This is a genomic window from Cupriavidus sp. BIC8F (genome assembly GCF_032465815.1).
GTDB classification, from domain to species: Bacteria; Pseudomonadota; Gammaproteobacteria; order Burkholderiales; family Burkholderiaceae; genus Cupriavidus; species Cupriavidus necator.
This window is the reverse complement of record NZ_CP136095.1, coordinates 788,927-814,920: the sequence shown is the minus strand read 5'-3', so window position 1 is coordinate 814,920 and position 25,994 is coordinate 788,927. Positions and strand designations below refer to the sequence as shown.

Below are 25,994 nucleotides of genomic sequence, written 5' to 3'. Positions count from 1 at the left end.
GTCAATGCGCGGTGCGCCACCTCGGCCGGTTCGGCCAGTCGATCAAAGGGGGAAGCACAGTTCAACCCAGAACTTGTTGCCTTGCGGCCGATTCTGCACTTCGAACTCGCGCTGATACTTGAACACAATGCCGGCCGCCGGCGACCACATGTATCGTAGTTGCGGCCCGACTGCGACCGCTTTCCCGCGAAACCCATTCCCTGGGACGGGCGTGCCGTTGACTTTGTCATCGGTGAACTGCTTCAGCAGATATCCCTGAAGTCCGAGCTGGAACTTGCTGTTCAGCGAATAGCCAACCAGATACTCAAGTGCGGCAACCGCGCCAGAGTGATATCGAGTCGCTGAATTCGGTGAACTGATCTCTACGAGCGTGGTGGTAGAGACTTCAACTGCGGGCGTGGGGAACCATGTCGTGCTGAGTTGCGGCGTTAGCGCATATACATTCCGGCCAGTGTTCGCCACTCGGTTCGCGGAGTAGGACCCGCTCGGCACTGCAATTTCGGTGGTGAGGTAGGCGAAGAATGATCGCGATGGATTGGAATAACCGATGTACAGCGGCTCAACGATGATGTCTCCAATTCCATTGCGCTTGCCGCTGCCGCCTGGCGTGTCCGTCCGAATATGAACAAGCGGGATGATTACACCACTAGACAGAGTAAAGGGGCCAAATGTAGTGCCCCATGTGTGAACGATACGCGGGGCGTCAATAAACGCGTTCAACTGGAACCCGGGCAGGAGACTTTCCCCATGCGGGCCGGCGAACTTTCCGGCATCGTAGTAGAGCGTGTAATTGTAAAACTGGGTTTCACCAGGCGGTGGCAAAATTCCATTCAAAACGGTATTGACGCCAACAGGGTAACTGGTCTGACCATTCTCGGTTGCATCGGCGTTCGACGCCAGCAAGCATGCGAGCGCAACCACCGCAGAAAACTTCGCGGGCACTTTTATCATGTCTCCTCCGTCTCTGTATTCTATTTTTCGGCTGAGGGCTCGGGGCATCCGCATCAGCCGGTGAAACGCGCCTACCTTAACGATTCGACATCTCCACAACTTGCCGAAACTAGCTAACGATGGCTATCGCTTCTTCGCGCCTTTCCAGGTCAGGGAGCGACCTGGACGGTTCCGCGTGTCAGCGATCGACGAACGAGACGAACTCGTCCAGTTCCAGCTTGCGCAGCTCCATGTTGTTTTCCGGAATATTGTTGTCTGCATAGCCGAGTGACATTCCGGCCACGATCATCTCCTCGTCGGGAATAGCGAGGCCTTCACGAAGGACCGCTGATTGCAGCGACCAGATCTGCTGCGGGCAGGTGTCCAGCCCCCGGGCACGCGCGGCCAGCATGATGTTCTGGAGAAAGCAGCCGTAGCAGATGAAGCTGGCCCATTCCAGGCGCCGGTCCATGGTGAAGATCAGTCCCACTGGCGCGTCGAAGAAGCGGAACTGCCGTTCGACGTCGCGCCGGCGCCCGACGATATCGCTCCTGTGCACGCCCTGCGCATCGCCCAGCATCCCGCGAAACGTATTGAAGCGCGACGAGAATGGCGCCGGCAATTCCTTCGGAAAGAACGGGTAGTCGGGAGCCAGTCCATCAGGATCGGCGCGATACGCCGCGACCGCGGCTCCCGCAATCTTCTCGCGCGCCTTTCCGGTCAGTACATAGCAGCGCCAGGGCTGCGTGTTGCTCGAACTCGGCGCGTATTTCGCGACCGACAGGATGTCCCTGACAGTCTCGATCGGCACCGGCTGGTCAAGGAAGCCGCGCTTGCTGTGGCGTCCGCGAATCAGCGCTTCAGTAATCTGGATTGCCTCCATCTTCATGTCTCCGTTCTCTGGGTGGGGGTCGCTACGGTGGAAAGGATCATAGACACGTCCCCTGCCTTGTGAAGACGGCAAAACTTGAAAGCTTCGTCCGGAAAAAACGAACGACAGGCGCCCATTCGCACATGTGCGGCGTCCAAAATCCTGGACGCTCTGTTCTCAAATCCCGCGCGCACGCGCGAACCCGATTCGCCTATCTTCCTACTCGGGATCGGAGCCCCGATCGCATACGAAAACATGGTGGAGAAGTGGAATGAGCCAGTTGAAATGCTTGCCGCAGGAAGAGATTGTCTGGGGACACGACGTGCTGAAAACCGTCGCCCCCGCCATGGGGAACTACGGCATCCGCCGTCCGATGACGTTCACCGTGGAATTCCTTGAGGCCCTGAACCGCGAGCACCTGCAGCCTGCCATCGGCGACGGCGTGGGCACCTTCACCGGCCTGCCGCCGCATGTGCCCGATTTCGCCGTACGCGATGGACTGCGTGCATGCATCGAGGCCAATGCGGAATCGATCATCGCCCTCGGCGGCGGCTCTGTACTTGATGCCGCGAAGGCAGTCTCCTACCGGCATTTCCAGCAGACAGGCCGCTACCTTCCCATTGCCGCGATTCCGACGACCCTGTCGGGTTCCGAGTTCTCCCACTACTTCGGCGTGACGGAAACGGACGGTCCGCAGAAGTTCAAGCGCAGTTATGCCGTGCGCGAAACGACACCCAGGCTGGTGGTGATCGATCCCCGGATGATTGTCGACACGCCACGCATGCTGCTGCTGAGCTCGGCCATCAAGGGGATCGACCATGCGGTGGAGGGCATGCGCCGGATCGACGTGGACCACCCTCACGCCATCCTGGCCGCCAGGGGCGTGGAGCGCTTCCTTGCCGTGCTGGAGAAGTGGCCGCGCAAGCTCGAAACTCGCGAGGCCATCGCGGGCGGGCACGTGTCGACCGACGACCTGCTGCAGCTTCAGCTCGCCGCGTGGCAGTGTTACTTCTATCCTGCTTCGGTCATCTACGGCCTGAGCCATCGCATCGGGCACATCCTCGGCGGGACCTTCGGGATACCGCACAGCGTGACATCGTGCATTGCGCTGGCGCCCGTCATCCGCGCCTGCGCCGACGTCTATGGCCGAAAGCTTGAGATTTTCTCCACGGACCGTGGCAGCCGCACGCCCGCCGCATTCCTCGCTGACCGCATTGAGGCAGCCGTGGACGCACTGGAATTGCCGAGCCGGCTCGGCGACCTCGATTTCGATCGGGCGAAGCTTCCCGAGATGGCGGCCCTGCTCAGGCAGAACTATCCCTCCGAGGTCGGCGACCTTGGCGAGGATGCCGGCACGAAGCTGGATGCGCTGTTGGAGAGCCTGTGGTAATGACCGGCCAGCCATCCGATGCTGCGCATGGTCGCCGTTCCACAAAACTTGCCTGACCCCACCACCACGAGGAGACCAAAGTGAACGATACCGTCAAGCCCGCATCCCCGGCGCCGGCCGGAACGCCAGCCGGGCATACGCCATACAGTGACTGGTTACAGACAGACGTGCTCCACTCGCTGCAGCACCCGGTCAGCGATCATCCCGGCGAGCACGCCTGGATCGTATCGGCGCAGGTGTCCGAGCTCTACTGGATGCTGATCATCAAGGAAATACAGGCCGCGCAGGCGCAATTGCGTGCCGATGACCTGACTGGGGCCTGCCGGACGCTGCGGCGCGTCGTCGCCCACCACGAGCCGCTCAATGCCACATGGCGCTCCATCGCTTGGATGACGCCGGTCGACCTGCTGGCCATCCTGTCCTGCGTTGGCCCGAAGTTCGGCAAGGACACCGCCCTTCAGGGCTGGACGTATCGGCAAATGGTCTACCTGCTCGGCATCAAGCAGGGGGAGCACCTGCAGCACTTCCTGCCGCAACCCCGGCGCTGGGAGCAACTCAGCAAGGCGCTAGCTGAGCCAAGCCTGTATGACGACGTGCTCGCCCACCTGGGCCGCAAGGGCTTCGCCGTGCCGGCGGTGGTACTCGACCGCGATTTCAGTGTGCCTTACACGCCGGACCAGGCGGTCGAGAACGTCTGGCGCGACGTCTACGCCGACCCGGACGAGCACCGGGAACTGCAGCAGCTCGGCGAGACGCTGGCCGATATCGCGGAGGGATTCTCCGCGTGGAAGCACCTGCACCTGATGGCAACGCGCCGGACCTTCGGCGCCCGGCCGGCCTACTTCGGCACCGAGGGCATTGCCTGGCTCATGCCGACCATGAACGAGATCCCGTTCCCGGAACTCTGGTCTGCGCGCGGCTTCATCGGCGATCCTCCTGCGGTGTGTCCGCACGCCCGCGGACAGGGAAACGCCCGGGCTGCGGATTGACGCGCTCAAGATGGTCATGGAAACGGTCCATTGGGACGACCTGCTACCGGCATCGCGCCGCATCGATGCCATCGTGTCAGCGGCCTGTGCCGATGCAAAAAAGGCGGAGACTGCGAGTCTCCGCCTTTGATTGCTGACAAAGCATCCAAACTGCCGGTTTGCTCCCCTCTCCCGCTTGCGGGAGAGGGGCCGGGGGAGAGGGCAGGCGCACGGCAAGCATCGTGACGCATCACTTCGTGGACACTCCTGCCCTCTCCCCCGCCCCTCTCCCATAAATGGGAGAGGTGAGACAACAATCGCATTTTTGGCTTTGTCAGCAGTCTCGGGCGGAGACTCCGAGTCTCCGCCCCATTTTTGCCATCAGGTTTCTACTTTCAGGCTGCCACGGGCTGCGGCTGGACGCGCAAGGCACGGGCGATGGTCGTCACCCTGCAGCCCTGGAACCGGGCCACCGCCAGGTGATCATCGTCGGGCTTCACGGCGTCACGGTGCGAGACGTGAGTCGCGCCGTACGGAGTGCCGGCCTTGAACATCGCCGCGTCGGCATAGCCCAGCGGCACGATGATCAGGCCCAGGTGCGCCATGGGTGCGTAGGTCGCCAGCAGGGTGGCTTCATTGCCGCCATGGCGCGACGACGTCGAGCCGAAGACCGAGCCCACCTTGCCATTCAGCTTGCCCGCGAACCAGAGGCCGCCGAGCCCGTCGATATACGCCTTGAGTTCGGCCGAGATCGACCCGAACCGCGTCGGCGTGCCGAACACGATGGCGTCAGCCCACTCGGCATCGGCTTCGGTCGGCGCCTCGTATTTCGCGTTCATCTCCGTGGCGTTCTCGAGCCAGCCCGGCGCCTGCCGCATGACGTCGGGGCCGACGACCTCCCGCACACGCCGCATGCGGACTTCTGCGCCGGCCTCGAGGGCCCCCTCAGCGACAGCCTTGGCCAGCATCTCGGTGGAACTGTTCCGTGAGTAGAAGACAATCAGTACTTTCGGTTTATGCATGGTGATCCCCGGCAACGTCATACAGAGATGGGCTCAAGCCGGCCCAGCAACTCGTCTTTTCGATCAGCCAGCCACGGCGGGAGCTGGAACTCCTCGCCAAAATGGCCAGGCTCTTCATCGATCGCGAAGCCGATGTCGGTGGTCGTCGCCTCGAGCATCACGCCGCCGGGCATCTTGAAGTACATCGAGCGGAAGTAGTTTCGGTGCACCGATTCGGACGTATCGATGTAGCCCAGGGCAAACATTCTCTCCTTCAGGATCGCCTGTTGCTCCACGTTGTCCACCGCGAAGGCCACATGGTGGACCGTGCCTTCGCCGTAGATCGACGAACCCTGGTGCCGGTCCGGCTCATGCAGGAACTCGACGATCATGCCCGGCCCGCCGTTGTACGTCTCGAAGCGGTAGTAGGATCCCGCCTGGCCTGCGTTTCGGAAACCGATCGCTTCGCTCATGAAGCGGATCGATTCGGCGACTTCCCGCAGCGACAGCGTGATGCTGTGGACGCCGCGGATGGCATGGGCTTCGGGGATATCGCTGGCCACGCAAGCCGGACGCGAATCGAGATCCGTTTCGACGAGATCGAACTCGATGCCGCACGGATGCTGGAACCGCTGGCGGCGCTCGCCGAAGCGCTCGACGATCTCGCTGTCATACGGCACGTCCATGGCATCGAAGCGGCTGCGCCAGAACTCGAGCGAGCCCGTGGGGACCGAGTAGTTGATGACCCGCACCTGGCCCGACCCCTGACGCGCCATGACGCCCCGCTGGCGGAACGGGAACGACGTCACCAGGGTCCCAGGATCGCCATTCGCGTTGCCGTAGTAAAGGTGATAGATGGGATCCTCGCCGTCGAGAAGCACGGTCTTCTTCACGAGGCTTTGCCCGAGCAGCTTGACGTAGAAGTCCACATCCTCCTGCGCGTGCCTTACGCCGAGGGTCAGATGATGAAATCCCTTGAGCACTAACATTGTCCTCTCCAGTTTGAAATAGGCATGTGGAAACAGCGCATTGCCGCTCCTGTGCAACAGCTTATGACGGCGGATAGCGATTGGGCAGCCGTCACGGGTTGTACGCAGGGTTCGGCAAACTTGGACAATGCCGCCCGCTAAGGCGCGGTGCGCGCGATGGCCGGCCCGGCCCGCGTAGCGCCAGGTACGGACCAGATCCACGGGCTACGCTGTAGGAGAGCGCGAACCGGCCTAACCCTTGCTCCATCAGGCATGCCTTAAATCCGTCGTGTAGTGGGCACCCTGCGTGCCTCCCTGCGACTCCAGCCCATCTGCCAGTTGCTCCAGTTCGGCATGGAACGCCTGCCAATCCGCCCCAATGGCTACCAGCCCCGAGCGCCGGACCGCCTGCTCCAGCCAGCGGCAGGCCTGGCTCTGCAGCGCATGGCCCATTACCGACAGCGCGCCGGCCAAGCCGTGCAAACGTTGGGCAAACGCTTCGGCGTCGCCCGCCAGCAGCGCCTCGGCCAGTGCGCGCTGGTCGCGCCGCAGCGCGTCGGCATGCAGCTGTGTGTCGCCGCCTGCATGCTGGCCCGGCGCTGCTCGCGCTGCCATATGGTCGCCGGACAGGTCTTCCAGCAGCTTGCGCAGCGTCACCAGCCCCACCGGCTTGGTCAGGCATCGGTCGATGCCGGCCTGCTGGCATCGTTCGGCCACATCGGGCCCCACGCTGGCGGTGATGGCAACGATCGGCGTGGCCAGGCCGGCATCGCGCAGGCGCCGCGCCAGCGTGAAGCCGTCCATGCCAGGCATCTGCAGGTCGGTCAGGACCAGGTCGTAGTGCCGGCCCGATGCCATCAACAGGGCCTCGGGCCCGTCACTGGCCAGATCGACCTTCTGCCCCAGGTTTTCAAGCTGCTCCCGCATCACCACCTGGTTGATCGGATGGTCTTCCACCAGCAGCAGCGCCAGCTGCGCGGCAGGCGCATACTCGCGCGCCGACAGTGGCGCCTGCGTTTCCGTCACCTCCACGCCTGCCGCTGCCGCGATCGCCGCGAGCAAGCCGCGCCATGCATAGGGCGATGCCACCACCGGCGTCTGCGTCAGGTCCGGCACTGCCGGCGCCATGGCCGACACCACCACATCGGCGTCGCTGCAGCGCGGCATGGCCTGCTCATCGCACACCAGGACATCGACCGGCGTGGCCGGCGGCGCGTCGGGGTCATACTTGACCGCCCGTGCGCCATAGAACTGCAGCAACTGCTCCACGCCCTGATAGAGCTCGCGCAAGGTGACACTCAGGCCAACCGTCAGCCCCCGCAGCGCGGTCCGCGGCCAGGCGTCGGCTGACGCCGCGGCACCGGCGCTGGCCAGCGGCAGGCTGACGGTAAAGCAGCTGCCCAGGCCGGGCTCGCTGACCACCCGTATCTCGCCAGACATCAGTTCGACCAGCCGGCGGCAGATCGACAAGCCGAGGCCTGTGCCGCCGTAGTGGCGCGTGTCGGGCTGCTCGGCCTGGACGAAGGGCTCGAACAGCCGGAGCTGGTCTCGCCCGGCGATGCCGATGCCGGTGTCGATGACGCGGATTTCCACGCCACCGCCCGGCTTGCGCATGGCCGTGACGATCACCTTGCCTTGCTCGGTGAACTTCACCGCATTGCTGACCAGGTTGGTCAGGATCTGTTCGAGCTTGACCACGTCAGCCATCACCGGCTCAACCAGCGAAGGATCATTGATGCAGAGCAGCCACAAGTGCTTGAGCGCCGCTTCTGCTGCAAAGCGCCGCGTCACCTCCTCGACGACTTCCTCGACGCGGCACGGCCGCAGCTGCAATGACATCTGCCCGGCCTCGATCTTGCTGAAGTCCAGCACGTCATTGATGATGTAGATCAGCGACTGCGATGCGTGCTGCATCACCGCCAGCTGGTCGCGCTGGCGCAAATCGAGCCGGGTCATGCCAAGCAGTTCGATGCTGCCCAGCATGCCATTGAGCGGCGTGCGGATTTCATGGCTCATGGTGGCCAGGAACGAAGACTTGGCATGGTTGGCGGTATCCGCCGCGCGGATCGCCTCGCGCAAGCGCGCTTCGCTGCGCCGCGCCTCGGTGACGTCGTTGAGGGCGTACAGCACGGCGGCACGGCCTTCGTAGGTAATCTCAACCAGCCGCACCTCCAGGGACCGCATCTCGCCGTTGCGGCCGGCCATGTCCACATCGAAACGGGGCAGTACCTGCGGCGGGCCTTCAGCACTGGCATGGCCGCTGGTCAGGCGCGCATCGCAGGCATCCTGCAGCTGCGTCAGGCCGGCGGCGGCGGCCTGATCGATGATCGACTGGGCGGCGGCATTGGCCAGCAGCACCTGCCGCGTACTGCGCTCGACGATCATCAGGCCCACGCCGGCCACTTCAATCACGAAGCGCCCGAGGGCATCGCTTTCCTGCAGGCGCAAGGACTGGCGCTGCGCCGGCCGCATGATGCGGCGGTCGATCAGCCAGATCCACGCCAGGATCAGTATCGACAGCGAGCCGGTCAGGGCCAGCATCCACAAGGTGTTCCGCCGGAACTGGTGCCATACGTGGCCCAGTCCGACCACGCCGACCGTGCGCCAGCCCCACGCGTCCAGCTGGTATTCCAGCACGACGACATGGTCCAGCAGCCCTTGCCGTACCAGCGCCGAACGCACCCTGCCCGGGCGCGCACCGGGCGCTTCCAGCGATGCCGCGACCGGCTGGCCGAGGGTGCCGGCCGGCATGCCGTCCGCGCTCAGCACCATGCCGGCATCGGTCACCAGCATGAAATCGCCATCGATGGTCTGCCCGTCCGGCAGCATCGGCGACAGCGGGAACTCCATGGCCAGGATCGCGGCCGGCTCGCCACCGGCTTGCACCAGGGTGGCGAAGGTCACGGTGCGCATGCCGCTGACCCAGTCCAGCGCTGGCGGCAGCACCACCGCCTGGCCCGGGTGGGCGCGCAGGCGTGCGACCAGCGCGTCATTGCGCAGGCGCGTGAGCGTGTCACGCAGGAAGGTCTGGCGCACGTCATCGCGCTGCATGAGCGCGCGGGCCGGCTCCAGCCGGCGCGGGATGACATAGAGCTGATCGGCCTGCAGGTCCACCAGGTAGGCGTTCTGCACCTCGCGATACTGCAGGTTGTTGACGCGGAAAGTGAACGTCATCATGTCGGCCAGGCTTTTCAGCCTGGCGCCCGGCGCCCTGGCGTGGGCAGGCGGGACCAGCAGCGGGATGTACTGGCGGTCGCCCCGGCTCCGCAGGCGCTCGGTCCATTGCTCATCGCTGACCGCAGCCAGCTCATCGGCCAGGCCGATATCGGAAAGCCGCGTCAGCGATCCCTGCGCGCGCACGGTCAGCGCCTCGGCCCAATGCAGCTTTGCCTGCAATTGCTCGGACTGCGACTGCAGCACCATCTCCTGCCGCTCGACCGCCTCGTGCAGGCGATAGCGCAGCAGCACCCCCCAGGACAGTACGGTCAGTCCCAGCACGCAGGCCGAGAACAGGTAGACCAGATAACGGATCTGGCGAATGCTCAACGGCAACGCAGAGCTGCTGTCGATCGACATCAGCCGTTTCATTGCATACCTCGTCTTAGTATCGCGACTGCCCGGAGCATCCGGCCAGTGCATGGGTCGTAGTGCGCGTTGCGGCAAGCGGCGCACCGCGCCTCACAACATGCCGCGCTGGATGGCAAAGGCGGCAAGCTCCACGTCGTTCTCGGCGCCGATCTTGCGCATGACGCTCTGCTTTTGCGTACTGATCGTCTTGACGGTCCGGCCGGTGCGTATGGCGATCCCGGTAACGGACATGCCCGACAGGTAGAGCCGCAGCACTTCGCTTTCACGCCTGGTCAGCAACTCCGCCCAGTCGCCGCCGTCCGAAGGACCGCCGCAGGGCCTGCCCCAGATCAGCGTGCAAGCGATTTCCGATACGGAAGCCAGCCCCAGATATGCCATCCAGACCGCCTTCATGACCTCGTCGACGCCGTCCCTGGCGGTCACGACATTGCGGCAGCCGTCCTTGAGCAACTGCAGCACGCCGGCACGGTCGGCGACGTTGGCGATCGCGACCACGCGCTGCCCGCCCAGCTCGGCGAGCCGCGCGCCAAGGCGCGCGTAGCTGGAAAGCTCGCTGTCATTGGTGTCCCCAAGCGGGTAACGCAGCGCCACGACATCACACGGGCCTTGCCGCAGCGCTTGCACCAGGTTCGGTTCGTCGCCCACCACGCCAGCCAGTTCAATGCAGGCGCTGGCCGCGAGCCGCCGGCCCAACAGGCGCCGCATGACAGGTTGCGAGTCCGCGACGATCACCCGGATTTTTTCCATGGCCACCTTACGCTCCAGCGTTGTCATTCCTGCATTCAGGATGAACCATGCGCCTGGCTTTCGAAATCAGCCAAGCCTGAAATAAGCAGGGGAAACTTCCGAGGAGATGGACAGCGCATGTGCCGCCGCACGGCAGGAGATGGCCGGCGTCAGCGCCGCCTGGCGTGCTATTCAGCGGAGGGAATGCGACGCGGCCCGGGGGACCGGCCCGCAAGGCAGGGTTGAGCCAGGATCAGGTGCCGCCCAGCAGGCCGTTTGTCCTGGCGTACTCGTAGAGCTCGTAGTCGTTGGTCAGGCCCAGCTTCTTCATGGCAATGCTCTTCTGCGCGCTGATGGTCTTGCTGCTGCGGTTGGCCTGGCGCGCAATCTCGATGACCGGGACTCCGGCTGCGCACTGCCGTATCACTTCCAGTTCGCGGCGCGTCAGTACCGGCCGGTGCGACGGCTCATCCAGGCCGCCCGAAGCCAGGATCGCACGCACCGATGCCGGCTGGTAGCTCAGCCCGCTGAACGCGGCACGCACCGCCGGCACCAGTTCCTGGACCGGATCGGTCTTGTTCAGGATCACGGAAATGCCGACCCCCTGGATATTGCGAATCAGCGCCGGATTATCCAGCATGGTCATCACGACGATCCGGGTGGTGGGATAACGGCGGCGCAGCATCTGCAGCATCGGCAGGCCGTCGCCAAACTGGCCGCCCGGCATGGAGTAGTCGGTCACGATAACGTCGCAATCCGTGCTTTCAAGCAACTCCACCAATTGGGTGGAATTTGCGGCACTTCCGACGATTTGCGTGCCCACTTCGCTCGCCAGCACCCGGCTCATCCCGTCAAGCACGACGGGGTGGTCGTCTGCGATGATTACCTTGATCATTTACGATCCCCCTTGTTTTAATCGGTTCTGCGGCCGCCGAACCGTGCCGGCATTCAATGCCGGTCATCTTCGCTGATCTGAATATTAGGAGTCTTCCGAAAAACCCAAATTAAGGCATTCCTTAAATAGTATCCGGCCAATCGCGTCGGGCCGCATCCTGGCTGCCTTCATGGTTTTCAGGATCGTCAAAGTATGCGGCAAGATACAACGCCAGGTTGTCGACATGGGCTTGCACGGCTGCCAGCGCCTGGGCGGCATCCAGCTCCAGTTCCCGGCACAGTTCGACAATCTCCTCGCCATCTTCGGCATGCGCCATGGCCCCCCTCATACGATGGGCATGATGGCGGATTGCCTTCAGTTCCCCGCTGGCTGCCGCGGCGGATAGTTGCTTGAAATCCTCGCGCATGGTGCGCTCCAGCAACGCCATGCTGGCAACGTTATCCTCCACGCGGGCGGAGCCAGCCGTGCCCGCGGCCCCTTGTGCCAGGCCAGGCACATGCGCCGGCAGCACGTCGCGCAGACACTCAGCCAGGTCGCCCAGCAGGATCGGCTTGGACAGGTAGCGATTCATGCCGGCCTCCAGGCAGCGCTCGGCCTCGCCCTGCGCGATGCTCGCGGTAAGCCCGACGATGGGCAGCGTTGCCCCCTGCGCGCGCAGCCTGCGGCTCAGTTCGTAGCCGTCCATGCCGGGCATGTGGACATCCGTCAGCATCAGGTCAAACTTGTGCTGGCGCAACACTGCAAGCCCTTCTTCGCCACTGGCCGCAAGCGTCGGCCGGCAGCCAAGGCGCTCAAGCTGCTGCTGCATCAGCAGCCGGTTGTAGGGATGGTCGTCGACCACCAGTATCTCCAGCCCCAGCTGCGGCGTGGGGTCGACAGGCGCAGCCAGCGGCGGCGCACTGACCGGCGTCATGCCGGCCGCCTTGCAAAACGCCCGCAGGATGCCCGCCTGATGATAGGCATTGACCAGCCAGCTGCCGGCGATCAGCTGTGGTTCCGCCGGGCCATCGGCGCGCAAAAAGACCAAGCCGGCATAGCCTTCGGGAATGGCCTCGATGTGGCGGGTGGCAACGAGCAACACCATCCCTGGTTCCGGCGCCGGCCCACGGCAAGCGATCGCCCTGCAGCCCATGGCGCGCAGATTGTCGATGGCATGGTTGCGGATCTCGTCATTTTCCGACAGCACGGCCACCGGCGGCAACACCGGCTCCACCTGTTCGCGCGGCCCGGCTTCCGGCAATCTCAGCAATACTCGGAAGACGCTGCCCTTGCCCGGTTCGCTCTGCACGGAAATACTGCCGCCCATCAAGGCGGCCAGGCGTCTGCAGATCGACAAGCCCAGGCCCGACCCGCCAAACCGCCTTGCGGTCGATGCATCTGCCTGCACGAAAGGCTCAAACAGCCGCGCCTGGACCTCTGGCGCAATGCCTGGCCCGGTATCCGCCACCTCAAGCCGGATGCCGATCCTGCCGTCCGCATCGGGCGCTTCGCTCTGCGGCGCGCGCCGCAGGCGCACGATGACATGGCCCTCTGCCGTGAATTTCAGCGCGTTGCCGAGCAGGTTGTCGATAATCTGGCGCACCCGCACCGGATCCCCGATCAGGCAAGGCAAGCCGGGCTGTGGATAGAACGGCAGCACAATGCCTTTTTGCAGCGCGATCGGCGCCTGCGCGCGAACCGTCGATTCCAGCAGGTCGACCGGATCGAACGGCACGGCGTCCAGTTCGATCTGGCCGGCTTCCGCGCGGGAGTAGTCCAGCAGGTCATCCAGTATCTGCAGCAAGACCTGCGACGAGGACTGGATGGTCGACAGCATCTCGCGCTGGCTGTGCGCCAGCTTTGTCAGGGACAGCAGTTCCAGCGTGCCCAGCATCCCGTACAGCGGCGTCCGGATTTCGTGACTCATGGCGGCCAGGAACTGCGATTTGGCGGCGCTTGCCTCATCCGCCAGCTGGCGTGCGCGCGAGAGCGCGCGGTGCGCTTCGCGTTCGTCGGTGACATCATGGATCGCACACAGCAGTACGTCTTCACCCTCGAAGCGGGTGTGGCGGCCGACTACCAGCAAGTCGCGTGCCCCCCCGTGGTCGGATGGCACCTGCAGCTCCAGCCGCGCGGGCTGGTCACCCCGCCGCGCCAGCATCTCGTCCAGCCATGGCCGGCCCGCCGTGCGCGTGTCGAGCGGCAGCCATTGCGCGGCCAGCGCGTTCTCGACCCGTACATGCGCATCGGCTGTGCGCACCACCCGCAGGCCGACCGGCGCGGCCTGCATCACAGTACGGTTGAAGCGTTCGCTATCCTCGATCCGTTCAGCGTTTTGCTGCATCGGCACCAACACCCGGCGCCGCAGCGTGCCGGCACCGGTCAGCACCGCGAGCACACCAAGGCCGTAGAGCAGAAGCACAGCCGCCAGCGCCGGGCCATGATCCGCCAGCGCCTGAGACAGCGGATAAGCGTAGGCCGCGCGCCAGCCACGGTCGCGCGCCATGAGGCCAATCATCAGGCTGCCCTGCTCGAACCAGTAGGCTACGTTTTGCCGGCTGCTGCCCAACTCACGCGCCACCCGCTCACCCAGCGCTTGCGGGCGCAGCCAGCCGGCGTCGCTGCCCTGGTACAGCAGTCGCCCTTGCTCATCGAAGAACATTGCCCGCCTGCCTGAGGCGGGGTGCGTGGCATCCGGGATGCTGACGTCGTCCATCAGCGCGCGTGCAGGAATGGCAGTCGCGCCATACGCCACGAGATTTCCGCTGGCGTCACGGACTGGCAGGAAGCAGCTCAGGATCGGGCCCCGCTCGATGGTGCCCTGGTATGGCCCGGTCCACAGCGGTGAGGCGACCGGCGTCTCAGGTTGCGCTTCGCGCGACCGGTTCGCCAGCGCTTTGGCCCAGTTGCTGACAACATCAGCGACCAGCGGCCCGCTCAACGCCAGCGCACCCGGAAGCGCCGGTGTCACGAATGCCTGGCTCCCATCAGCAGACAGGAAAGCCGAGCGCATCCCCTGCGGCGCCTTACCCCAGTACGCGCGCTCGAAGATGGCGAATCGAACGATGTGCGAAATCGTGTCGGGACGCCCCGCCGCTGGCGCGGGCGTGCCCGTCAGCATGGTGGCCTGATTGGTCAGGCCAGGCACCTCGACGGTACGGGCACTGCCTGGAGGCACGCCTGTCAGCATGGCTTCGAGCTGGCCAGCCAGGCGGTCGCTGCGCGCCAGCCGATACTCCGGCCCGGAGATTTCCGCCATGCGCCGGATGAAATACTCGTGCGTAGACTTTATCTCCAGCACCGCGCCGAAATGCAGGCGGTTGGCCGACGCCTGTTCCCAGAGGATGCGCTCAAACAGGTTATGGAGGAACAGGGCAAGGAAGCTGCTGATCACGACGATCAGCAGGGCAACGACAACGGTGAGCAGGCGGCCGTGCACCTGCGTGTTCGCGCGAGACAGCCAGTTGACCATTGGCGACCCTCCTTCTCGGCAACCTGCCTGACGCCGGTCCGGGCACCGGGCATCAGCAAGTGCCCACGATGGATATGGCAATGCCTCCGGATTATGCATCAACATTGCGGATCGTCGGGGCCGCCATGCACAGGATGCAGGTGGCCGGATTGCGCCGGGGAGGCAGAGCCGAAGGTGGCCAGGGGGCACATGCCCCGGGGCATGTCAAATCAGGACATGGCGAGTGACCGCGCGTGCTTGCGCACGGCAAAAGATCGGACGGAGTCTTTCCGGGCGCCCCGCTTCACAGGCCGGTCATGGTGAACGTCATCGCCGCTGTCCCCGCCATTTGATGCGAAGCTGTCATGCCCAGGAGCCAATACGTCATTGGGAGCAATGTCGGTACGCAGCCGGCGGTCGGACAAGATTGTTTCCGGCTCGATCAACGGCACCCCGCGTCCACGATCTGGTAAGACGTGCCCGCTTCGCTGCCAGCCTTCGGCAAGACATAGTCCAAACTGCAGCGCTGTGCAGCGCCCTTGCCCCAGCTCACCATCAACTGGCCGGAATCTGCCTTGAGACCGCGCGCAATGACACGACCACCCTGAGCGACGGTACCAATGCTCTGCCCTTGCGCACCCGTCACCTCCGCGCCAAACGGCAGCGGCTTCCCATCCGGCCCATTGGCACGCAGAATCGCCGCCCGCCCTGGGTTGTCCGTCTCGAACTTCATCTTCACGATCGCGCCCGCGGTCGGTGCCACGTTCTGCTGCGTGGTCTTCAGCTCCACGCTCATGGGCAGCCCCTTCGGGTCGATCTCGATCTGGTTGGTGGCGAACGGCGTCAGGGCTGGCACCACGGCGTGGCCCCAGGGGTCCACGCGCAGGCCGCTGCCGTTGGCCAGGCGCGCACCCGCGGCATCCTTGGCCTCGATGATGGCCAAGGTGTCACCCATCGTCGGGGTGAACGCCACGCCGCCCGCATAGGCCACGATGCCGCCGCTGATGCCCAGGCCTGCCTGCGAGAAGTCGCGGCCCTTGCTGGCGCTGGCCGTCATGGTGGCTATCGGCGACACATAGCCGACGTTGGCGCCGACAGAGGCTGCATCCCTGGTGTTGCCGCCACCAGTGTAGCCGGCGTTCACGCCGTAGGTGAAGGCGTTGTCCTGGCCCAGGGTGCCGGCCACCGATTCCTGCAGCGATGTGCCGCCGGTGGAATCGTGGCTCAGGCTGGTCATCGAGTACGGCGCGTGCTGGCCCTTGCCCAGCGGGATACCCACGTTGAGCATCACCCGGGTGTCCCACTTGCCTGAGCCGACGTTGAACTGGCGCGACGCCGAGACGCCATAGTTGATCCGCTTGTAGCTGTTGTTATAGCCCGCCTGGAACTGGGTATCGGAACCGCCGCGGTTCCAGTAGTTCTGCGTGGAGCCGGACAGGTAGAACGAACCGTAGCCTTGCGGCAGCATCTGGTTGATGGTCATCTGCAGGCGCCCGCGCTGGATGCCGCTCTGGAACATGCCGGGGCCCAGGCCGCGCTGGTCCAGGTCGCGCAGCGCCATGGCATCGGTCATGCTCAGGTAGCCGCTGCTGGAATAGCGGTAGGCGGCCAGCGTCAGGTTGGTATTGGTCGGTGCCACCAGCTTGCTGTACGACAGCCGCATGCTCTGGCCGCTCCGGCTGGGTGCATTTTGCAGGTTGGTCCAGGCCTGGGTCACGTCGGCGCCAAAGGCACCAAAGTCCGTGTTCAGCGCTCCGCCGCCCGTCACCGCCGTGTAGTCCTGTGCCACGATGACGCCGCCGTAGCCGGTCACCATATTGCTGATGCCGTGCTGCACGGTCGCCTGCATCATCATCGGCCTGCTCTGGAGCGACGTATTGCGGTACTGGCCGACGGTCATGCTGTAGCGCGTGACGCCCGGGCGCAGCGCATTGACGGCTGCGGCGTAGGGCACGCGCGAGGTATGCACGCTGCCATCGGCCTCGGTGACCACCACCTCGAGATCGCCGCCGTAGCCGGTGGGATACAGGTCATTGATCTCGAATGCGCCGGGGGCCACCGTGGTTTCGTAGATGATGTTGCCGCCCTGGCGGATCTGCACGCGGGCGTTGCTGTTGGCAATGCCATGGACCACCGGCGCATAGCCGCGCTGAGATTCCGGGTACATCCGGTCGTCGCTGGCAATCTGCACGCCACGGAAGCCGAAACTGTCGAACATGGTGCCATCGGTGAAGGCATCACCGATGATCAGCTGGCTCCTGATCGGCGCAATCGAGCGCTGCAGGCTGGTCTGCACGCTCTGGTAGCGCGTGCCCTCGACGTCGCCGTGCGTCAGGTTGCCCAGATGGCGGAAGCGCCAGCCACCGAAGTTGAGTCCGGCGTTCACCCCGACATAGCTCTGCGTGGTCGACATCCCGCTCGAATCGGAGTGATAGACGTTGGCGTTGTACTGCAGGCGCGCCGCGGTCACGCCTTCGTCCCAGTACTTGGGATCGACATAGCCGCGCGCCGAGCGCGACATGGCGATCTGCGGCACCGAGACGTCCAGGCGCTGCTCGCCGTTGTCGAAGCTGGCCGTGGCGTCGGGGATCAGGTCGGGCAGCGATACGCAGCCCGTGTCCAGCCGCGCCGACGCCTCCGGTGACAACTTGCTCAGGTCCACGCCCATGCGCCCAATCGCGGCACGGTCAAAGCACGGCTGCACGTTGCGGCTGTCTTCGCCCACCTGGCGCATCGTCACTTCGGCACGGCCCAACCAGACTTCGTTGACGTACAGCTCTGCGCGATAGTTGCCCGGCAAGGCCACGTTGCCCTGGTTGAAGCGGCTCACGTCGATGCGGGCACCGCCCGGCTGCTGCAGAAAGGTGTCGTTGAATTCCACTTCCGCCACCAGCGTCGGCGCGCCAGTGCCACCGGGCGCGGCCCACGCACCAACGCCGGCGAACAAGGACAACACCACCGCACTGGCCGGACGCAGCCGGGACGGGAAGGAAGAGGTCTTCTGGGTTTTCATGGGTTTATGCCGGATATCTGGCCATGCGCGGGCAAGACTTGCCCCTGCCGCTTGTTGCGGCATCGTCAATCGGAGAAATCAGCCTGGAATAACGCCGGGCGCGGCCCGGCGTGTGGTCAGCGCGAAGCGGCCTGGGTGGCGCTGCTGCCCAGTGCGGCTTCGCCGCTTACGGCGCCGCCGTAGTCATTGATGGCGTTGTAGCGAACCTTGGCCTCGGTGCCTTGCGCAACATCGCCGGTCAGCGGGAACGTCCTGGTTTCGCCCGGGCCGACCATGCCGCCTTCTTCAAACTTCGCGCTCTTGCCGCCGCCAACCAGTTCGAGCTTGGCGAAAGAAACGTGATACTTGCTGGGGTTGCTCGCTTCAAGTGCCGACTTGCCGCCTGCCTGGGTAACGCGCCAGCGGATGCTGCCAGGGGCGTCGTCGGCGTTGCCCTTCAGGCCCGCGGGGCGGAAGAACAGCTTGATGCGCGAGCGGAAAGCCAGCTGCAGCTTGTTGACATCAGCTTCTTCGGCGGTCGGCTTTGGCGGGATCTCCAGCACATTGAGCCAGAACACGGATTCGCGGTCCTGCGGCAGTGGCTCGCCGGTGTAGAGGATGCGCAGTGTCTGGCCCTTTTTCGGGTCGATGCGCGACACCGGCGGCGTCACGGTGAACGGAACTTCGATGGATGATGGGGCAGCCTTCGGGTCGCCCTTGTCGATCCACGCCTGCGTCAACGCCGGCGACTGGCCTTCGTTGGTCAGCTTGATCGTGGTCTCGGTGTCTTTTGCGTTGTAGATGACCCGCGTCCCCGCTATGACCACGGAAGCTTGCGCGTGCAGCGCGCTCATGAGCGCCAGCGCAATCACGCCGGCGGAAATCAGGGACTTGATGGACGTTTTCATGATGGTTGCGGCGGACTTGACCGGGTGAAGCGGCACACACTTCCATGTTCCGAAGGCGCGGAGCGCGCCGGTAACACGCTCCGCGCCCCCGTGGTGCCAGGGCTTACTGGTAAGCGATCGAGTACATCACCGTCGAGTTGGCGGCACCGGCCGTTGCTGCGCCAGTTGCGTAGTACTGTGCGTAGTACGGCAGCGTGGCCGAGCCGCTGTTGATGGCGACGACGCCTGAATTCTGCGCAGCGTCGGTAAAGCCGGCCTTGATCGGGCTGTTATCGGTGCCGCCGTTCAGCAGGCGGATCTGCACGTTGGTGGCGCCGCCGGCGTCCACGATCAGGTTACCGGTGGTGGTGTCGGTGGTCGGGCCAGCCTCGAAGTAGGTATGCACGTTGCCTGTGTTTGGCGTGCAGTTGGTCAGGGCGATATAGAACGGCGTCTGGCCAGCGGTGTCACCAGCCTGGGCCAGGGTGGAGGCCGACACGGTCGGCAGTGTCACGGCAAAGTTCTTGCTGCCCGTGCCGTTGCCGTTGATCGTGCAGGTCTGCGCGGTGATCTGGCCGTTGAAGGTGATCTGGCCGTCGGCATTGGTGGTGGCAGCGTGTGCAAACTGCGCGCCCATGGCGGTACCGGCGACGATCAGAGCAGCGAGGAGCTTGGTATGGGTCATGATGGGGTGATTCAAATATGTTGATAGGTAGATGGCTTTCGGATCCAACGGATTCCGCCCTGCCCCGTGCCGCCATTGAACCGCCAGATTTGTGTTGCAGTTGCCGGTTGCCCCGGGGACAGCTGAACTATATGTATGGCACTTAATGCCACCAATCAGGCAAGCCTTAGATCTTGCTCGGAATTTTTTCCCTTGCTGCGAAGAGGCGTCGCTGTGGTTCTTATGCGTCGTGACGCATAAGCCTGGCTTGCCGGCGCAGGGCAGATGTGCCTGCGAAAGGCTTTGACGGTGAGGAGACAGGCGCCGGATCGATCTGCATCATGGCAACCGCCTTGAAACGCAGCATCTGGCCGAGAGGGGCACGCCACTTGCAGCGGCTGTGTGGCGCAAAGGCCATCTCCGCAGCATCCGTCCGCCGCTAATTTGTCGGGGTCTTGGCCACGCCAGCAGCGCCGCCACACGTCCTGCGCGGCAGGCAGACCTGCAGCGCCAGCCCGCGCGGCGCCACGTTGCGCGCTGACACCGTGCCGCCATGCGCGGCAATGCCAGCGTGCGCAATGCTGAGTCCCAGTCCCGCGCCGGTCGGATGCCCCAGACCACTACGCACGCGGTAGAAGGGCTCGAACAGGCTCGCCAGCGCGTCTTGCGGAACGCCGGGCCCGCCGTCGACGATATCGAGCCGGATCGCCGTCTCATCCGCCTGCAGCGTCACGGTCACGGGCGCAGCGGGATCGGTGTACCGGATCGCATTGCGCAGGATGTTCTCGATGGCGCTGCCCAGCGCCGCGGCATCGGCCTCGACGATCAGTGCATCCGGGGGCGTCCAGTGGATCGCCCCGCCCCGGGCCGCGGCTTCGAAGCGGGCATCGGTGACGATGACGTCGACCAGTTCCGCCAGGTTGATCGGGCAGCGCACCGGCGCCATCGCATGCAGCCGCGCCAGCTGCAGCGTGCGTTCGACCAGCGCATCGAGCCGCTCCGCCTCGCGCTCGATGCGCTCGAACTGCAGGTCGAGCGTGGCGTCGCGCCGCCGCGCCAGCTCCAGCGACAGGCGCAGCCGCCCCAGCGGCGACCGCAGTTCATGCGCAATATTGCGCAATAGCTGCTCGCGCCAGTCCATCAGGCGCTGCAGGCGGTCGGCCATGGCATCGAAATCGCGCGCGAGCAGACCCAGCTCGTCGGCGCGGCGGGCCAGCACGGGCGGCGTGCGCGTGGCCAGTTCGCCGTCGGCAAGCGCCTGCGTGGCTTCGCGCAGGCGCCGCACGGGGCCGGTGACATGCCGCGTCAGCGCCCAGCACAGGGGCGCCGACACGGCCAGCGCGAACAGGCCGAGCGCGAGCACCACGGGCGACAGGTGCAGCACCTCCCAGCGCGACGAATCGAACGGCAGGAACAGCATCAGGAGCTCGCCGCCTTCTGGCAGCGCGATGGGTTGAGGATCCCACCATGACACGCGCGCTCCGGGCCTGGGCTCATGCGCGACAGCATGGCCTGTCAACCCCGCGCGCCACATCGGCACCAGCCGGTCGGCCAGGCGGTTGCGCAGCCGCGCCGGCAACGGGCGGCCCAGCAGTTCCTGCAGCGTGTCGTCGACAATGTAGATGTCCAGCGCCGAGGCGTGCGAATCCATCGCCCGCAGCCAGCGCCTGAGCCCGGGGCGCCCCTGGGCCTGGGCGACCTCCAGCGCATCCTCGGTCAGCGCCGCGGGGCTCAGGCCATCGAGCGCGTCGAAGCGGTACCAGGCCACCGCGGCCGTCAGCGTCATGCCGACGGCGACGATCGCGGCCATGCCCAGCCAGAAGGTCAGGAAGTTACGCCAGAAGAGCGGCAGCGGAAACAGCGCGCGCACGCGGCGCCGCCAGCTCAAGGCGCCTGCACCAGCATATAGCCCTGCCCGCGCAGGTTGCGGATCAGCAGCGGCGAAGTGATGCCGTCCAGCGCCAGCTTGCGGCGCAGCGCGCTGATATGCGTGTCGAGGCTGCGGTCGTAGCGTTCCGGCGCGCGGCCCAGCGCGAACCGGCCAATCTCGGCGCGCGCGAGCACCCGGCCCGGGGCCCGCATCAGGATTTCCAGCACGCGCTGCTCGGCCCCGGTCAGGGGCGCCTCGGCGTTGCCATGGATGGCTACGCCGGACGCCAGGTTCAGGCGCAGCGCGCCAGCCTCCAGCCACGGGGTCTGTGACGGCGCGGCGGGCGCGGCGCTGTGGAAGCGGCGCAGCACCGCATGCATGCGCGCCTTGAGTTCGCGCGGGCTGAACGGCTTGCTCAGGTAGTCGTCGGCGCCCAGTTCCAGCCCCAGCACGCGGTCGGTTTCATCGCCGTGCGCGGTGAACATGATCACCGGGCGGTGCGAGCGCGCGCGGTGCTGCCTGAGCAGGTCCAGGCCGTTGCCGTCGGGGAGCATCAGGTCCAGCAGGGCAACGTCGTAGTCGTTGCGGGCCAGCAGGGTCTCACCCTGCTCGCGGGTGTGCGCCAGCGTGACAGTGCAGTGATCGGGCTCCAGGTACTCGCGCAGCATCTGCGCCAGTTCCAGGTCGTCGTCGATCAGCAGCACGCGCGCGGGCGGCGTGTGGGAGCACATCAGCATGCAGCTTGCCGGGGCCTTGCGGGCATGGACGATGCCGCCGGCCCCCGGTTCCGTCAAGAAACGTCAAGAAAACAAAAGCTATCAAAAGTGACTGGTAAGCACTTTTCATCTGGAATTCTAATATGAGAATGATTGTTATTTACAGAAGACGGGGAAAATAATGACGTTCAGGCAGGTCGCCGGGATCGGGTCGGCAACAAGGGCGGCGGCAGGGTTGGCAGCACCGGCGGGCGTACAACAGGGGCAATGGATGCGGATGCTGGCGGCAGTATGCGCCGCCTCCGGCATGACGGGAGCCTGGGCACAGGCGCAGCAGCCTAAGGCGGAAGCCACCCTCGCCACCGTGGTGGTGACGGCGGCCGGCAGTGAGCAGGACATCCGCGACGCGCCCGCGTCGATCAGCGTGGTCACGCGCAAAGACCTGGAGAACAAGGCCTATCGCGACATCAACGATGCGCTGGTGGAAGTGCCCGGCGTGATCGTCAGCGGCGGCGGCGACCGGACCGACATCAGCCTGCGCGGCATGGGCGCCAAGTACACGCAGATCCTGATCGACGGCAAGCGCCAGAGCTCGCGCGAGACCCGCACCAACTCCGACTCGGCCGGCGTGGAAAGCAGCTGGACGCCGCCGCTGTCCGCGATCGAGCGCATCGAGGTGGTGCGCGGTCCGATGTCGTCGCTGTATGGCTCCGACGCCATGGGCGGCGTGGTCAACATCATTACGCGCAAGGTGCCCAAGACATGGACGGGCGAGCTGCGCGGCGATGCCACGCTGCAGGAGAACAGCGACTCCGGCAATCTCTACCAGGGCAACTTCTACCTGGCCGGCCCGCTCAAGAGCGACCTGCTGGGCCTGCAGCTGTACGGCCAGAGCACGCACCGCATCGAAGACGATATCGACCACGGCTTCCGCGGCCGCCGCGCCGAGAGCCTGACCGCCAAGCTTGCGCTGACGCCCACGCGCAACCACGACATCGTGTTCGAGGCCACGGGCATGCGCCAGTTGCGCAGCGAGACCGTGGGCAAGACCGTGCCGCCGCTGCCGCCCGGCACCGCCTGCCCGCGCTCCGGCTGCCCCGCCTCCTCCGAGACCGACTACCGCAGCGAAAAGTACGCGCTGTCGCATACCGGCCGCTGGGGCTTCGGCGTCTCCGACAGTTATATCCAGCAGGAGGAGTTCGACAACCGCAGCCGCCAGATGAAGATCAAGAACCTGGACCTGCGCACCAGCTGGGCGATGCCACTGGGCAACCATATGCTGTCGGTCGGCGGCGAATACCTGAACCAGCGCCTGAACGACCAGACCGGCAACCAGATCGCCGGCGGCCCGAGCCAGGTCGAGCGCTACCAGTGGGCGCTGTTTGCCGAGGACGAGTGGCGCCTGGCGCAGAGCTTTGCCCTGACCGGCGGCGTGCGCATGGACCACGACCAGAACTTCGGCCAGCACTACAGCCCGCGCTTGTACGGCGTGTGGCATGCGGCCGAGCGCTGGACGGTCAAGGGCGGCGTGTCGACCGGCTTCCGGGCACCGGACCTGCGCCAGACCGTGGCCGGCTGGGGCCAGACCAGCCGCGGCGGCAATATGTACGGCAACCCGGACCTGAAGCCTGAGACGATGGTGTCGCAGGAACTGGGCCTGCTCTATGACAAGGGCAACGGCCTGCAGGCGGGCGTGACGCTGTTCAACAACGACTTCAAGGACAAGATCACGCGCGTCGCCTGCCCGATCACGCAGTGCACCGACGGCCCCAACCGGTTCGGCGCCAACCCGACCACCTACATGAACGTGGACCGCGCCTACTCGCGCGGGGTGTAAGCCAGCCTGCGCTGGCCGATCGCGCAAGCGTGGTCGCTGACCGGCAGCTATACCTATACCAAGTCGGAACAGAAGAGCGGCCAGTACCAGGGCCAGCCGCTGAACCAGTTGCCGATGCACCTGCTGGTGGCCACGCTGAACTGGCGGCCGAGCGAGAAGGTCAACGCCTGGGCGCGCGTCAACTACCGCGGCAAGGAAAGCCAGCCGATCACGGGGCCGTCTTCCAGCACTGTGGTGGCGCCGTCGTACACCTTCGTCGACCTGGGGGCGACCTATGCGGTTTCCAAGAACGTGTCGGTGTTTGCCGGGATCTACAACCTCTTCGACAAGCAGGTGAACTACACCGACTATGGGTATGTCGAGGATGGGCGGCGGTACTGGATGAGTGTTTCGGTGAAGTTTTGAACGGGCCGCCTCAGCTCGCCACATCATCCGCCCGGCACGTTGCCGGCACCTCTCCATAGAGAGCCATCAACGCACCCGCAATCGCATTGGTCCAGCCAAAGCCATCCTGCAACGGATACTCGCCCCCGCCCCCACCCAAGGCCCGCCCTTCGATACTCCGGATGCGGTATTTCTCCACCAGCTTGCATTCATGGATATAGAGACTGGCCACGGTCGCCAGCCAGCGCTGCGCGATCTCACGCGCCAGGTCGTCATGGCCATAGCGCGCCAGCCCGCGCACGGCCAGCCATTGCAGCGGCGCCCAGCCATTGGGATGGTCCCATTGCTGGCCAGAAGTGCATTCCGTGGTGGCCAGCCCGCCGTCGACCAGCAGCCGGTCCTTCACCGCCTGCGCCACGGCTTGCGCCTGCGGCGGCCGCGCAAGGCCGAGATAGAGCGGCATCACCGTTGCCGCGGTCAGGCACAGCCGCGGCGCGCCGCGGCACCAGTCGTAGTCGACAAAGGCGCCCGCGGGGTCGTCCCACATGTATTGCAGGATGGCTGCCACGCGCCGCTGCGCCGCCGCGCGGTAAGCCTCCGCCGCGGCATCGCCCGCCTGCTCGCACAGCGCGGCGAGGCGCGTTTCCAGGTGCCAGAGCAGTGCATTGAGGTCGACCGGCAACATCGCCGTGGTCCGGATGGTGGCAAGGTCCGCGGGCTGGCCGGTGGGCGTGGATGGCGAATCGAGCCAGCGTGAACTGAAGTCCCAGCCCGATTCCGCCGCGGCGCGCAGGTCGCGGAACACCAAGTGATGCGGCCGGCCGCTGCGCATCGCGGTCTCCATGTCTTCCAGGAAGGCTTCTTCGCGCGGCCACGGGCGGTCATCCCAGTAGCGGTTCAGCAGCACGCCGTCGGGCAGGCAGACCACCCGCCGGTGCGCGTGGCCAGGCCGCACGCAGTCGGCACCGTCCATCCAGAAGGCGTATTCCCGGCGCAGCTGCGGCAGGAAGTCGATGGCGCTGGCCAACTGCTCGCGCTCGAGCAGGTCCACCATCAGCGCAAACACCGGCGGCTGCGAGCGGCTCAGGTAGTAGTTGCGCGTGCCGTTCGGCACCAGGCCATACGTGTCGATCAGGTAGGCGAAGTTCCGCGCCATCTCCACCATCAGCTCGCCGCACCCGCTGCCGGCCAGGCCCTCCATGGTGAAGTAGGAATCCCAGTAATACAGCTCGCCGAAGCGCCCACCCGGCACCACGTAGCGGTGCGGCAGCGGCAGCAGCGACGACAGCGGCGGATGGGCCACGGGCTCGCGCGTCAGCACCGGCCAAAGGCCATCGATATGTTCGCGCAGGGTGCTGGCCGGGTCTGACACGTAGTGGCTCTCCGGCACCATGGCGCGGGTGAAATGCGCCTGCACGAAATCGGCCAGCGAGAAGCCCGGCGTGTCGCGCGTTTCGCGGTAGCGCGCCACGATCAGGTCCGGGTCGTAGTTGGGAATGCAGTCAGGGAAGGTCTTGCTGTCGGCAAACAGGCCGCTGTGCTGAACATCGACGAACAGCTCGCAGTAGCGCGCCGCGGGCGACAGCATGTCGGCGCAGGCGCAGCCGGGCAACGTGTGCGGCGGCGGGCAGTCCCGGTGCGTGACCAGCGCTGGCCGCGCCGCCGCATGGACCTTGCCGGGCGCCGCCGCTGGCCCCGGCACCGCGCCGGCGCCGTCAGGGGTGGCCGGGGCCGTGTGCGGCACCGTGCTGCCGCCGGCAGCGGGGCCTGGCGACGGCGGGATGGCGGGTTCGGACCCGGGCTTGCCTGTCGGCTGCATGGACGCCTCCTTGCACCGGGCGCTGCCGGCTCATGTGGATAGGAGCCGGAAAGTGGCG

The 25,994-nt window shown here is 65.6% G+C and carries 16 protein-coding genes and 1 pseudogene; 3 read left to right on the top strand and 14 right to left on the bottom strand.

Annotated elements, in window-relative coordinates; genetic code table 11:
- Positions 1-42: 42 nt before the first annotated feature.
- Together RS901_RS23885 and RS901_RS23880 are read right to left on the bottom strand one after the other, a co-directional pair.
- The gene (locus RS901_RS23885; RefSeq protein ID WP_316156586.1) at positions 43-951 is read right to left on the bottom strand and encodes a SphA family protein; all 909 of its coding nucleotides are present in this window, start codon (positions 949-951) and stop codon (positions 43-45) included.
- A 178-nt stretch (positions 952-1,129) separates the two neighbouring features.
- Positions 1,130-1,813 (bottom strand): nitroreductase, encoded by a 684-nt coding sequence (locus tag RS901_RS23880; RefSeq protein ID WP_316156584.1) that lies wholly within the window; start codon positions 1,811-1,813, stop codon positions 1,130-1,132.
- 259 nt (positions 1,814-2,072) lie between these two features.
- Here RS901_RS23880 and RS901_RS23875 point away from each other — a divergent pair, with 259 nt between their 5' ends.
- Entirely contained in the window at positions 2,073-3,191 is a 1,119-nt protein-coding gene (locus tag RS901_RS23875; protein WP_316156581.1) for an iron-containing alcohol dehydrogenase, read from the top strand.
- 80 nt (positions 3,192-3,271) lie between these two features.
- The gene (locus tag RS901_RS23870; RefSeq protein ID WP_316156579.1) at positions 3,272-4,180 is read left to right on the top strand and encodes a tryptophan 2,3-dioxygenase; all 909 of its coding nucleotides are present in this window, start codon (positions 3,272-3,274) and stop codon (positions 4,178-4,180) included.
- Between the two features lie 374 nt (positions 4,181-4,554).
- Here RS901_RS23870 and wrbA read toward each other — a convergent pair whose 3' ends face one another.
- From wrbA to RS901_RS23815, 11 genes are all read right to left on the bottom strand, one after another.
- Complete coding sequence (wrbA, locus tag RS901_RS23865) at positions 4,555-5,181, bottom strand: NAD(P)H:quinone oxidoreductase (protein WP_316156577.1); 627 nt, start codon at positions 5,179-5,181, stop codon at positions 4,555-4,557.
- Between the two features lie 17 nt (positions 5,182-5,198).
- The gene (locus RS901_RS23860; RefSeq protein WP_316156575.1) at positions 5,199-6,149 is read right to left on the bottom strand and encodes a ring-cleaving dioxygenase; all 951 of its coding nucleotides are present in this window, start codon (positions 6,147-6,149) and stop codon (positions 5,199-5,201) included.
- A gap of 246 nt (positions 6,150-6,395) precedes the next feature.
- Positions 6,396-9,716, bottom strand: a complete 3,321-nt coding sequence (locus RS901_RS23855; protein ID WP_316156573.1) for a hybrid sensor histidine kinase/response regulator — start codon at positions 9,714-9,716, stop codon at positions 6,396-6,398.
- A gap of 90 nt (positions 9,717-9,806) precedes the next feature.
- On the bottom strand, positions 9,807-10,490 hold the full coding sequence (locus RS901_RS23850) for a response regulator transcription factor (protein ID WP_316156571.1): 684 nt from the start codon (positions 10,488-10,490) through the stop codon (positions 9,807-9,809).
- A 205-nt stretch (positions 10,491-10,695) separates the two neighbouring features.
- Positions 10,696-11,337, bottom strand: a complete 642-nt coding sequence (locus RS901_RS23845) for a response regulator transcription factor (RefSeq protein WP_316156569.1) — start codon at positions 11,335-11,337, stop codon at positions 10,696-10,698.
- 121 nt (positions 11,338-11,458) lie between these two features.
- Complete coding sequence (locus RS901_RS23840; protein ID WP_316156566.1) at positions 11,459-14,788, bottom strand: hybrid sensor histidine kinase/response regulator; 3,330 nt, start codon at positions 14,786-14,788, stop codon at positions 11,459-11,461.
- A gap of 421 nt (positions 14,789-15,209) precedes the next feature.
- Positions 15,210-17,780: a fimbria/pilus outer membrane usher protein gene (locus RS901_RS23835; RefSeq protein ID WP_316156564.1), complete on the bottom strand. Its 2,571-nt coding sequence runs from the start codon at positions 17,778-17,780 to the stop codon at positions 15,210-15,212.
- Positions 17,781-17,896: 116 nt separating this feature from the next.
- Positions 17,897-18,667 (bottom strand): fimbrial chaperone, encoded by a 771-nt coding sequence (locus RS901_RS23830; RefSeq protein WP_316156562.1) that lies wholly within the window; start codon positions 18,665-18,667, stop codon positions 17,897-17,899.
- Between the two features lie 103 nt (positions 18,668-18,770).
- A complete protein-coding gene (locus tag RS901_RS23825) occupies positions 18,771-19,331 on the bottom strand; it encodes a fimbrial protein (protein WP_316156560.1) in 561 nt (186 codons plus the stop codon).
- Between the two features lie 418 nt (positions 19,332-19,749).
- Positions 19,750-21,198, bottom strand: a complete 1,449-nt coding sequence (locus RS901_RS23820; protein WP_316156558.1) for a sensor histidine kinase — start codon at positions 21,196-21,198, stop codon at positions 19,750-19,752.
- Complete coding sequence (locus RS901_RS23815; RefSeq protein ID WP_316156556.1) at positions 21,195-21,917, bottom strand: response regulator transcription factor; 723 nt, start codon at positions 21,915-21,917, stop codon at positions 21,195-21,197. Before RS901_RS23815 ends, RS901_RS23820 begins: the two co-directional genes overlap by 4 nt.
- Positions 21,918-22,167: 250 nt before the next feature.
- On the opposite strand from RS901_RS23815, the pseudogene RS901_RS23810 reads away from it, so the two are divergent.
- Positions 22,168-24,138 (top strand): annotated as a pseudogene (locus RS901_RS23810) (ligand-gated channel protein).
- A 10-nt stretch (positions 24,139-24,148) separates the two neighbouring features.
- Here the strand turns inward: RS901_RS23810 and treF are convergent.
- Positions 24,149-25,936: an alpha,alpha-trehalase TreF gene (treF, locus tag RS901_RS23805; protein ID WP_316156555.1), complete on the bottom strand. Its 1,788-nt coding sequence runs from the start codon at positions 25,934-25,936 to the stop codon at positions 24,149-24,151.
- Positions 25,937-25,994: the final 58 nt, after the last annotated feature.

Coding starts and splice junctions, on each gene's coding strand:
- RS901_RS23815 (WP_316156556.1), bottom strand. CDS start 21,917: ATGCTGATGTGCTCCCACACGCCGCCCGCGCGCGTGCTGCTGATCGAC.
- RS901_RS23885 (WP_316156586.1), bottom strand. CDS start 951: ATGATAAAAGTGCCCGCGAAGTTTTCTGCGGTGGTTGCGCTCGCATGC.
- RS901_RS23880 (WP_316156584.1), bottom strand. CDS start 1,813: ATGGAGGCAATCCAGATTACTGAAGCGCTGATTCGCGGACGCCACAGC.
- wrbA (WP_316156577.1), bottom strand. CDS start 5,181: ATGCATAAACCGAAAGTACTGATTGTCTTCTACTCACGGAACAGTTCC.
- RS901_RS23845 (WP_316156569.1), bottom strand. CDS start 11,337: ATGATCAAGGTAATCATCGCAGACGACCACCCCGTCGTGCTTGACGGG.
- RS901_RS23875 (WP_316156581.1), top strand. CDS start 2,073: ATGAGCCAGTTGAAATGCTTGCCGCAGGAAGAGATTGTCTGGGGACAC.
- RS901_RS23850 (WP_316156571.1), bottom strand. CDS start 10,490: ATGACAACGCTGGAGCGTAAGGTGGCCATGGAAAAAATCCGGGTGATC.
- RS901_RS23835 (WP_316156564.1), bottom strand. CDS start 17,780: ATGAAAACCCAGAAGACCTCTTCCTTCCCGTCCCGGCTGCGTCCGGCC.
- RS901_RS23840 (WP_316156566.1), bottom strand. CDS start 14,788: ATGGTCAACTGGCTGTCTCGCGCGAACACGCAGGTGCACGGCCGCCTG.
- RS901_RS23830 (WP_316156562.1), bottom strand. CDS start 18,667: ATGAAAACGTCCATCAAGTCCCTGATTTCCGCCGGCGTGATTGCGCTG.
- RS901_RS23860 (WP_316156575.1), bottom strand. CDS start 6,149: ATGTTAGTGCTCAAGGGATTTCATCATCTGACCCTCGGCGTAAGGCAC.
- treF (WP_316156555.1), bottom strand. CDS start 25,936: ATGCAGCCGACAGGCAAGCCCGGGTCCGAACCCGCCATCCCGCCGTCG.
- RS901_RS23855 (WP_316156573.1), bottom strand. CDS start 9,716: ATGAAACGGCTGATGTCGATCGACAGCAGCTCTGCGTTGCCGTTGAGC.
- RS901_RS23825 (WP_316156560.1), bottom strand. CDS start 19,331: ATGACCCATACCAAGCTCCTCGCTGCTCTGATCGTCGCCGGTACCGCC.